Origin of the sequence: Sphaerisporangium sp. NPDC088356, assembly GCF_040685555.1 — a bacterium.
In the GTDB taxonomy this organism is placed as follows: domain Bacteria; phylum Actinomycetota; class Actinomycetes; order Streptosporangiales; family Streptosporangiaceae; genus Sphaerisporangium.
This window is the reverse complement of record NZ_JBFBIK010000182.1, coordinates 1-9,940: the sequence shown is the minus strand read 5'-3', so window position 1 is coordinate 9,940 and position 9,940 is coordinate 1. Positions and strand designations below refer to the sequence as shown.

Below are 9,940 nucleotides of genomic sequence, written 5' to 3'. Positions count from 1 at the left end.
TGAGTCTGGTTTGTCAGGCCTGAGCCTGAGCGGTCCTCCAGGCCCTGAACGCGAGACCTCGCGCCCGCCGCCGGCCCCTCCTCCTCAGGGACGGGCGATCAGCCGGGACGCCGCGCCCACGGCGTAGGCTGGGGCGGACCGACATCCTTCAAGGAGGCGAGCTGAAGTTGCGCACCGAAGGCGCCACACGCCAGGCGGCCACTTCCCCGGCGGTGCGCACCGCCGTGGTATGGGAAGCGCTTCGCGCCGTGCTGGCCGAGCGGGCGGGCGCCACCGGGCGTGAGCGGCTCGACATCGTGGACGCCGGAGGCGGCACCGGCGGGTTCGCCGTGCCGCTCGCCGAGCTCGGCCACGCGGTCACCGTGGTCGACCCCAGCCCCGACTCGCTGGCGGGCCTCGAGCGGCGGGCCGCCGAGGCGGGGGTGGGCGTCAAGGGCATCCAGGGCGACGCCGCCGACCTTCGCGACCTGCTGGAGCCCGGGTGCGCCGACCTCGTGCTGTGCCACAGCGTCCTTGAGTACGTCGAGGATCCGCAGAGCGCGCTGTCGGCCGTCGTGGGCCTGCTGAGGCGGGGCGGGGTCATCAGCGTGCTCGCGGCCAACCCGGTCGCCACGGCGATCCACCGCTCGCTGTCGGGCCACTTCGACGAGGCCAGGCAGGCGCTGACCGATCCCTCGGGCAGGTGGGGAGACCAGGATCCGACGCCCCGCCGCTTCAGCGGCGAGGCGCTCGCCGATCTGCTCTCGGCCGCCGGGTTCACCCCCGGAGAGGCCAGGGGCGTGCGCGTCTTCGCCGACCTGGTGCCGGGCCGCCTGCTCGACGGGGAGCCCGGGGCCGCTCAGGCGCTGATCGCGCTGGAGCAGGCCGCCGCCGCCCATCCCGTGCTCCGCGACATCGCCACCCAGCTCCACGTTCTCGGTCACCGATGAGCGCCACAGGTGGAGGTCGCGGGCGGAAGCCACCGGTAGAACGCCTGTTCGGTTAGGATTGCCCCTGTGTCGCGCAAGCAGGTCCTGCGGTCGGTGCCAGGGCAGGGCCATGGCCCGGGCCGGGCGCCGCTGGCCGACGACACCGGGTGCCCGATCCTGCACGTCGACATGGACGCCTTCTTCGCCGGCGTCGAGCTGCTCGACCGTCCCGAGCTGAAGGGCACCCCGGTGATCATCGGGGCGACCGGCGCTCGCGGGGTCGTGCTCAGCGCCACCTACGAAGCGCGCGCGTACGGGGTGCACTCGGCGATGCCGATGACCCGCGCCCGCCGCCTCTGCCCGCAGGCCGTGATCATCCCGCCCAGCCACGAGAAGTACTCCGCGGTCTCCAAGGGCGTGATGGAGATCTTCCACGCGATCACCCCCGAGGTGGAGCCGATCGCGTCCGACGAGGCGTTCCTCGACGTGGGCGGGGCCCTGCGCAGGCTGGGGCCGCCCGCCGAGATCGCCGCGCTGATCCGCGCCCAGGTCGCCGAGCGTCACGGCATCACGTGCTCGGTGGGTGTGGCGAGCAGCAAGTTCGTGGCCAAGCTCGCCTCCCGGCACTGCAAGCCTGACGGCCTCCTGGTCATCCCGGCCGACGGGGTGGTGGAGTTCCTCCACCCGCTTCCCGTCGCGGCCCTGTGGGGCGTCGGGGAGCGCACGGAGCAGGCCCTGGTGCGGCTCGGTATCAAGACCGTGGGAGATCTGGCCAACGTGCCGCCCTCGACCCTGCGGCGCGAGTTCGGGGCGGTCGGCGCGCATCTGGCCGCCCTCGCCTGGGGGCGCGACGACCGCAGGGTCACCCCGCATGTCCCCGACAAGAGCATCGGGGCCGAGGAGACCTTCTCCCACGACGTGGACGATCCCGAGGCCATCCGCCGCGAGCTGCTGAGGCTGTCCGAGCGGGTCGCCGCGCGCCTGCGGAGCGGCGGTCACGTGGGCCGCACCGTCAGCGTCAAGCTCCGCCGGTCCGACTTCACGACGATCACCCGTTCCCGCACCCTCCGCGAGGCGACAGATGTTGCGAAAGAGATATATGCCACTGCTTGCGACCTGTACGGGGCCGCCGGACTCGAGCGCGTGCGGCTCCGGCTGGTCGGTGTGAGGGTGGAGAACCTACGTCCGGCGGGCACGGCGACCCGCCAGCTCGGCCTCGGAGAGCGCGAAACAGGCTGGCGGGAGGCCGAAATGGCGATGGACAAGGCGATGCGGAGGTTCGGTCCCGAAGCGGTCCGCCCGGCGTCGCTTGTACGGCCTCCGTTTGATGGAATAGATCTATGACGTCACCTCCGGTTTGGTCTACGTTGGACGTTTTCTTTCGCCTACGTCTACAGCCTCGTATTCTGGGGATAACCGACCGCGAGGTCCGGACACCCTGTGGTGCCCGTTGCCGTCTTCCCCGTCAAGGGGCCGTCCTTGGGAGGCGCCGTGCCGCTCTCTGAGCACGAGCAGCGCTTGCTCGACCAGATCGAGCAGGCCCTCTACGCCGAGGACCCGAAGTGGGCCAATACCGTTCGGATCAGTGATCCACGCAACCACTACAAACGTCGCCTGGTGAAAGCCTCCATCGGCTTTGTCCTCGGTGTCGTCCTGTTGATGGTCGGCGTCGTGGCACCGATTATCCCACTCGGTGTCGGCGGCTTCGTGGTCATGCTCGCCGCGTGTCTGTGGGGTCTGTCCAGCTGGAAACGCATGAACGGGTTCGGCGGTGAAGCCAGGCCGGGTGCCCCGGGGCAGCCGGAACGGCGTCGTGCCGGCCGGCAGAGCTTCATGGAACGCATGGAGGAGCGCTGGCGCCGCAGGGGCGACGAGCGCTGATCCACATCACGGCGGGAGACCGCCGTGGGCGTCCGCCGTCCCCGCGGCCGGACGCCGTTGGTGTCGTCGAACGTGCCGCCATGAGGCACGTCCGCCGGCGGGCCCCCGCCGGGATCAGCGGGGCGAGCCGGTGAACACGTGTTCCCCGGCCACCTGCCCGGCGGGCGGTTCCGGACGGTCTCGGCGCGGCCACAGCCGGAGCGTCTCCAGCCTGTCGAACCCGTCGAGCACCTTCTCGCCCGCCCTTCTCACCCTCAGCAGGGTCGAGGAAGGCAGGAGCGTCGCCCGCAGGCGCCGCCCGCGCGACACCGTCGCCCTGAGCGCCCGGCGCACGCGCCGCATGTCGGCGGCCAGCGAGCCGGCCGGGCCGGGCGTGGGCGCGTAGCGCAGCCGCTCCTCGGCCGAGGCGATCCTCGTGACCGAGGCCGCGCCCTCCGCGTCCAGCTCGTACTTCTCGGTGAGCCGTCTCGCCAGGGCGCGGGGGGTCTCGCTGGCCTCGTGCCCGAGCCCGAGATCGTGGAGCGTGTCGATCAGCTCGCGCCAGGTCGCGTGCACGGCGTGCCCGAGACGCTCCATCCTTTCCGGGCGGTCGTCGAACGCGCGCGCCTGCTGTACGAGGCTCTCCGCCGCCGCTTCCTGGAAGGCCCAGGCGCGCCGGCGCCGGTAACGGGTCGCCGCCCGCCAGGCGGCCGGGATCAGCACGACCACAAGCAGCACCACGAAGCCGATGCCGATCTTCGCCGGCACGGACAGGCTCTGGTCGACGATGATCGGGCCGGTGGGCAGGCCGGTGTCGGGGTCACGGGGGTTCCGGTTCCTTCCTGCCAGGCCGTCCGCCAGGTCGGTCGAGTCCGGGTTCGAGGTCGGGCTCGCGGTCGCGCCGTCGCCGGGCGCGGCCGACGAGACGGGCGGGCGGGAGTAGTCCGGCACGCGGGCCGTGGCCTGGCCGAGGCCGCCAGAAGGGGTGGGCTCGAAGCGCAGCCATCCGGCGCCCTGGAAGTACAGCTCCGGCCAGGCGTGCAGGTCGTGGGTGCGGACCTGCCACGCGCCGTCGATGAAGGAGCCGCCGGTGTAGCCGATGCCCACGCGGGCCGGGATGCCGAGCGTGCGGGCCATCACCGCCATGGCGGCGGCGAACTGCTCGCAGTAGCCCGTGCGGTTGCGCAGGAAGTCGAGCAGCGCCTCGGTGCCGTTGCCCTGGGTGCGGAGGCTGTAGGCGAATCCCCCGCCAGAGGTGAACCACGACTGGAGCTTGACCGCCTTCTGGTACGGGGTGTCCGAGTCGTCGACCAGCCGGGCGCTCGCGACGGCGATCTGCCGGGGCAGATCCGGCGGCAGCTGGAGGTACCGCCCGCTCACCTCGGGTGAGGGCGCCTCGGTCAGCTCTTTCAGTCCGTCCGGCGTCGGCTGGGGCTCCTCGCTCGCGACGTCGTAGGCCACGCCGCCGGCCGTGTCATGGGTGGAGAAGACCATGAGCGTGCTCTCGTCGGCCCGCCAGTCGCCTTCCACCCGCACCCGGGTCGCCGGATAGGGAAGGGGCAGGAAGCTGAGCCTCTCGACGTCGTCGCTGACCGTGATCCGCGTCGTGACGACCTTCAGGGGGACGGTCGGGTAGAGGCCGGGGGGAGAGGGCAGCGGGCCCTGGGACACGCGGTTCTCCGGGCGGCCCTTCGGCTGCGACATGGTCCACTGCTCGCCGTCGAAGGTGTCCAGCGAGTACATCCTCAGGTAGCGCGGGATGTTGTCGCTGTTGGAGTAGGTCAGGACCGTGGCGTTCTCGGGCTGGGTGAGCTGGCCGCGCAGGCTCGCGATCGGGTTCGGGATCGTGATCGTGTTGCCGCCGCCGCCCGTTCCCGACCCCACTCCGAAGCCGAAGAGCGGGTTGGGCTGGAGGGTCGGCAGCGCCGCCGGAAGCCCGATGGCCAGGGCGATCGCGGCGAACCCGATGCGCTTGCCGGTCAGCGACAGCGGGGCGGCGTCGGTCTGGACCTTGGCGCCGGTGCTGCGCGAGCGGCGTACGAGGACGGCGCGGCCCCAGTGGCTGAGGCGCTCGCGCCCGTCGGCGGTGAGCAGGCCCACGAACCCGAGCGCGCCGATGAGGAACGCCGGCCAGGCGATGGGATCGGAGATCACCGCCGCGGGGACCGTGAACAGCGCCAGCAGCGGCAGCCCCGCGAGCGCGGCGCGGCGCGCCCGCACGGCGAGGAGGTCGACGAGCAGGGCGATCAGGCCGATGCCACCCGCGGTCAGCAGGGAGATCCCGGGATTGGCCGGCACCGGGGCTGCGTACTGCGGGATGTCGGTGAACCCCGCGCGCGTCAGCTCGGCGAGGGCGACCACCGAGTCCTTGGTGGGGATCACCAGGGCCCACGCCTCGTCGCCGGCGAAGACCACCGTCAGGTAGATCCACAGCAGGAACAGCTCCAGCGGGGGGCCGAGCCACCGCGGCACGGTGTGGCGCGTGGTCAGGGCAGAGGCGGCGGTGACCACGATGATCGCGCCCATCCCGGTCCAGAACCAGGTGCCCCCGCTGAACAGCGGGTAGAGGGTGATCGACACCGCGGCCGTTGCCAGGCCCGCCGCGATCGGGAGTCTCATGCCGCGTCTCCTGCCGTGATGGTGTCCTGCGGCCCTGTGTACCTGCTGTTCTGGGCGGCGTCCTGCCAGACCGACGCCAGCGAGGTACCGGCGGGCAGCCGTACGACGCGCCATCCGGAGCCGGCGAGCACGGCGCGCGCCGTCTCATGCGACTCGTCCACGGCGGGGTGGTGGGAGGGGGTCTGCTGCCAGCTCCGCACGTCGAGCATGACCGCCACGCCGGTGACGCCGCCGTGGCGCAGCCGCGCCAGCGCCTGGGCCTCCTCGGCGTCGAGGTCGCCGAGCACGGCGACGATGAGCCCGTCGCCCCCGCCCTGGCGCAGCGCCGTGATGCCGGACTCCAGCGACCGCGCGGTGCTCTGCCGCACGACGGCGAGCGCGTCGAGCAGGGAGTTGCCCGCGCCGCCGTCGGCGAGGTGCTGGGCGCCCTGGTCGGTGACCAGCCGCAGGCCGAGGCTCTCGCGGGCCAGGTGGACCCCGATGGACGCCGCCGCGGAGACCCCGACCTCGAAGGACGACCGCGGGCCCTCGCCGCGGTGGGCGTGCCTGCGGGTGTCGAGCAGCAGGGCGCCCCTGCTCTGCCACTGCTGCTCCTCGCGGCGGACCATGAGCTCGCCGTACCGGGCGGTGGAGCGCCAGTGCACCCGGCGCAGGTCGTCGCCCTGGCGGTACTCGCGGGGGCCGATGTCGTCGTCCCCGGCCGACGCGACGCTGGTGGTACGGCTGTCGCCGCCGCCGGTCCACTCACCCGAGAGCCGGATGTGCGGGAGCGGTACGACCTCAGGGACCACCATCAGCGTGTCGGTCGTGTTGAACGCCCGGGTGAGCTCGACCAGGCCGAACGGATCGGCGATGCGGACCGACAGCGGCCCGATCGGGAACCTTCCCCGCAGGTCGGACCGGACCTTGTAGTCGATCTCCCGGATGCCGCGCGACTCCACCCGGTCGAGGACGAACCGGGGACGGGTGCCCACGGCGTAGGGAACGGTGTCCTCGATGAGCAGCAGGCCGGTGGGCAGCCGCGTGACGTTCTCCAGCCGCAGCGTCACCGTGCTGTCGGAGCCGACCGCCACCCTGCCCGGGTCGAGCCGCCTGGCGCAGCTCAGGCGGTACCGCGTGCGCGCGACCACGAGGGCCGCGAGCAGCGGCAGGACGATGACCAGCACGCTGACGCGCAGCAGGTCGTGCTCCCCGAGGGCGAGCGCGCACAGCAGGGCGGCCGTGCCCGAGGCGAGGAACGACCTGCCACGGGAGGTGAGCGCCCTGAGCCCCGCCATCACCGCCGCGATCCCGCCCCGTCGAACCCCTTCTCCCGGCTCTCCGGCACGGGGACGCGGCGCACGAGGTCGGCCATGACGTGCTCGGGGCGGCGGCGCTGGCCCTGGGCCTCCAGGCTCGGGAGCAGGCGGTGCGCGAGCACGGGGACGGCCAGGTCCTGCAGGTCGTCGGGGATGACGTAGTCGCGGCCCGACAGGGCGGCGTGGGCGCGGGCGGCGCGCACGAGGTGGAGCGTGGCGCGGGGGGAGGCGCCGAGGCGCAGGTCGGGGGACTGGCGGGTGGCCGTGACCATGTCGATGGCGTACTTCTTGATGGACTGGGAGACGTACACCGCCCGCACGGCGTCGATCAGGGCCCGGACCTCGGCGGTCGTCGCGACGGGCTCCAGCTTGTCGAGTGGCGAGGAGGCGCCGTGGACGTCGAGCATCTCCAGCTCGGCGGCGGCCTCGGGGTAGCCCATCGCGATCCTCGCGGTGAAGCGGTCGCGCTGGGCCTCGGGGAGGGGATAGGTGCCCTCCATCTCGATGGGGTTCTGGGTAGCGATGACCATGAACGGCGTCTCGAGGGGGTACGTCGTGCCGTCGACGGTGACCTGGTGCTCCTCCATGCACTCCAGCAGGGCCGACTGGGTCTTGGGGGACGCGCGGTTGATCTCGTCGCCCACCACGATGTTGGCGAAGACAGGGCCGGGCTTGAACTCGAACTCGCGTGACTGCTGGTTGAAGGCGCTGACGCCCGTGATGTCGCTGGGGAGCAGGTCGGGGGTGAACTGCACGCGGCGCACCGGGCAGTCGATGGACCGCGCCAATGCCTTGGCCAGCATCGTCTTGCCGACTCCCGGCACGTCCTCGATCAAGAGGTGCCCCTCCGCCAGCATGACGGTGAGGGTCAGGCGGACGACGTCGCTCTTTCCCTCGATCACCGACTCGATCGCCTCACGGATCCGATGCGCCGTGGCGACCAGACCTTCCAGCTCCTGTCCGACATCGTGGGTTATTCCCACTGGGCCTCCATGAGGGTGCGGCAGCCCCGCGCCGGGATCGTTATGCGGGGGGCTTTGCGATTCCTTCTTCATTGTGCTCACCGACACTACGATGCCGCGGGTTCCCGGGCGACTTTCCGTCATATTTCGGGTGAACAGCCTCAGTGTTCTTCTCCGGGGTCGTGTTCTCGTCCCGCCGAGGTTCGAATCCCGTGACATAAGACGACGTCGGGGCGGGTCCCGCTCCCCACTTTCCCCCACCGAAGGATTCCCCTTTCCGCCATCCCCGGCGGGGGTGGCTCACACGTGTCAATGGCGGCCGCCGACACGCCCGTGCGCGTGTGCGGGGCCCCTCTGGCGCTCCACTCCGCTCCACCTCTCTGACCTGCGTAAACGCGAGCGGAACCCCGGTCGAATACCGTTTGAATCAGTTGACGGTGGGGAGAAGTGGAGTATGGTGGTGCGCAGTGGAGGGGCTGGGGTCCATGCGCCAGCCGTTCCACATGGCGCGGGAGGTGGGGCCGGTGTTCCTCGGCACCCATCAGCCGCGTCTGGACGAGAAAGGACGACTGTTCCTGCCGGCGAAGTACCGTGAGGAGCTGGCGGAGGGTCTTGTGATCACCAAGGGCCAGGAGCGGTGCCTCTACGTCTTTCCCGTGGAGGAGTTCCAGCGCATTACCGATGCGCTGCGCACCGCGCCTGTGACAGCCAAGGCCGTCCGCGATTACAGTCGTGTCTTCTTCGCGAGTGCTTCCGACGAGACGCCCGACAAGCAGGGGCGGATCACCATTCCCCAGAGCCTGCGTGAATACGCGGGCCTCCGGCGCGACTGTGCGGTCATCGGGGCCAACACACGGCTGGAGATCTGGGACGCGACGGCCTGGGAGACCTACCTGGCCGACCAAGAGCAGGCGTTCTCCGAGCTGTCGGAGGAGGTGCTGCCAGGAGTCCTTTGAAACGGTCGACTCGTCGGTGAAGACGTCGTTCGGCGAGGTCTCCACCCGCTCCCACGGTGCCGGGAAGGCTCCCGGTCACCACGGCGCCGCCGCCAGCTGATGCACCTTCCCCGGTGTCAGGTGGCGGGGCCCGAAGAGGGGACGCGGATGGGGACCTGGCCGGACGAGCCGTCGACAGGGGTGGGGCGAGAGCCCACCGGCGACAAGACGGTACAAAAGCCGCATATCCGCGAGCAGGTAGTGTCCCGGGGTCAGCAGACACAACCATTGCGGCAAAGGGGGTTTGACCATGCATGTCGAAAATCATGCCGAGCCGGGCGGGCACGTTCCGGTGATGCTCCGCCGCGTCCTGGAGCTCCTCGCTCCCGCGCTCGCCGGTCCGAGCCCTGTGCTCGTCGACGCCAACCTGGGCCTGGGCGGTCACGCCGAGGCTCTGCTGGCCGCGCATCCGGACCTTCACCTGATCGGCATCGACCGCGATCCGACCGCCATAGAGCGGTCCACCGCGCGCCTGGCGCCGTACTCCGGGCGCACCACCCTGGTGAGGGCGGTCTCCGACGAGCTTCCCGAGGTGCTGTCGCGCGCCGGGTTCCCACGGGTGAACGGCGTCCTGTTCGACCTGGGCGTTTCCTCCCCGCAGCTCGACGAGGCCGAGCGCGGCTTCGCCTACTCCTACGACGCCCCGCTCGACATGCGGATGGATCCCGAGCAGGAGCTCACGGCCGACGTGGTGGTCAACACCTACTCCGAGGGGGAGTTGACCCGCATCCTGCGCGACTACGGCGAGGAGCGCTTCGCGTCCCGCGTCGCGCGCTTCCTCGCCAGGGAGCGCGCCGAGAGCGCGATCACGTCGACCAAGCGTCTCGCCGAGATCGTCCGTGAGGCGATCCCGGCCGCGACCCGACGAACCGGGGGAAACCCCGCAAAAAGAACGTTCCAGGCGTTACGGATCGAGGTAAATGGGGAGTTGACCGCTCTCGAACGGGCGCTTCCCGCGGCCCTCGATGCACTGGCGGTCGGGGGGCGCGTGGTCGTGCTCTCTTACCACTCACTGGAGGACCGGCTGAGCAAGCAGGTCCTCACCGCGCGAACCAGGGACACCAGCCCTCCGGGGCTGCCCGTCCCGCTGCCGGCCCACCAGCCGAGGTTCCGCTTGGTGACGAGGGGAGCCGAGCTCCCAGACGAGGAGGAGGTCGCGCGCAACCCGCGCGCTGCCTCGGCCAGGTTGCGGGCTGCAGAGAGGATCCGGGAGCCGGAATGAGCGTTGACAAGGAGATCACCGAAGACACCGGCAGCGGCTACGGCGCGACCGCCGTCGGCGAGAGGCCCGCGCGCGC

Annotated in this window: 8 protein-coding genes; 5 read left to right on the top strand and 3 right to left on the bottom strand. The window is 71.4% G+C overall.

Annotation, left to right across the window (positions count from 1 at the left end; all coding sequences use genetic code 11):
• The first annotated feature begins 167 nt into the window (after window positions 1-167).
• The 3 genes from AB0O34_RS34830 to AB0O34_RS34820 all read left to right on the top strand — a co-directional run bounded on the left by AB0O34_RS34830 (window position 168) and on the right by AB0O34_RS34820 (window position 2,789).
• Window positions 168-929, top strand: a complete 762-nt coding sequence (locus AB0O34_RS34830; RefSeq protein WP_363922908.1) for a methyltransferase domain-containing protein — start codon at window positions 168-170, stop codon at window positions 927-929.
• Between the two features lie 93 nt (window positions 930-1,022).
• Window positions 1,023-2,252: a DNA polymerase IV gene (gene dinB, locus AB0O34_RS34825; RefSeq protein WP_363922911.1), complete on the top strand. Its 1,230-nt coding sequence runs from the start codon at window positions 1,023-1,025 to the stop codon at window positions 2,250-2,252.
• A 147-nt stretch (window positions 2,253-2,399) separates the two neighbouring features.
• A complete protein-coding gene (locus AB0O34_RS34820; RefSeq protein WP_363922906.1) occupies window positions 2,400-2,789 on the top strand; it encodes a DUF3040 domain-containing protein in 390 nt (129 codons plus the stop codon).
• A gap of 114 nt (window positions 2,790-2,903) precedes the next feature.
• Here the strand turns inward: AB0O34_RS34820 and AB0O34_RS34815 are convergent, their stop codons facing one another.
• The 3 genes from AB0O34_RS34815 to AB0O34_RS34805 are packed head-to-tail and all read right to left on the bottom strand — an operon-like array spanning window position 2,904 to window position 7,740.
• Window positions 2,904-5,387 (bottom strand): DUF3488 and transglutaminase-like domain-containing protein, encoded by a 2,484-nt coding sequence (locus tag AB0O34_RS34815; RefSeq protein ID WP_363922904.1) that lies wholly within the window; start codon window positions 5,385-5,387, stop codon window positions 2,904-2,906.
• On the bottom strand, window positions 5,384-6,664 hold the full coding sequence (locus AB0O34_RS34810) for a DUF58 domain-containing protein (RefSeq protein WP_363922902.1): 1,281 nt from the start codon (window positions 6,662-6,664) through the stop codon (window positions 5,384-5,386). The genes AB0O34_RS34815 and AB0O34_RS34810 overlap by 4 nt, the downstream gene beginning before the upstream one ends.
• The gene (locus tag AB0O34_RS34805; RefSeq protein WP_363922900.1) at window positions 6,664-7,740 is read right to left on the bottom strand and encodes a MoxR family ATPase; all 1,077 of its coding nucleotides are present in this window, start codon (window positions 7,738-7,740) and stop codon (window positions 6,664-6,666) included. Before AB0O34_RS34805 ends, AB0O34_RS34810 begins: the two co-directional genes overlap by 1 nt.
• A gap of 431 nt (window positions 7,741-8,171) precedes the next feature.
• Here AB0O34_RS34805 and mraZ point away from each other — a divergent pair, with 431 nt between their 5' ends.
• Both mraZ and rsmH read left to right on the top strand, forming a co-directional pair.
• Window positions 8,172-8,603, top strand: a complete 432-nt coding sequence (gene mraZ, locus AB0O34_RS34800; RefSeq protein ID WP_358554804.1) for a division/cell wall cluster transcriptional repressor MraZ — start codon at window positions 8,172-8,174, stop codon at window positions 8,601-8,603.
• A gap of 289 nt (window positions 8,604-8,892) precedes the next feature.
• Entirely contained in the window at window positions 8,893-9,864 is a 972-nt protein-coding gene (gene rsmH, locus AB0O34_RS34795; protein ID WP_363922898.1) for a 16S rRNA (cytosine(1402)-N(4))-methyltransferase RsmH, read from the top strand.
• Window positions 9,865-9,940 lie beyond the last annotated feature (76 nt).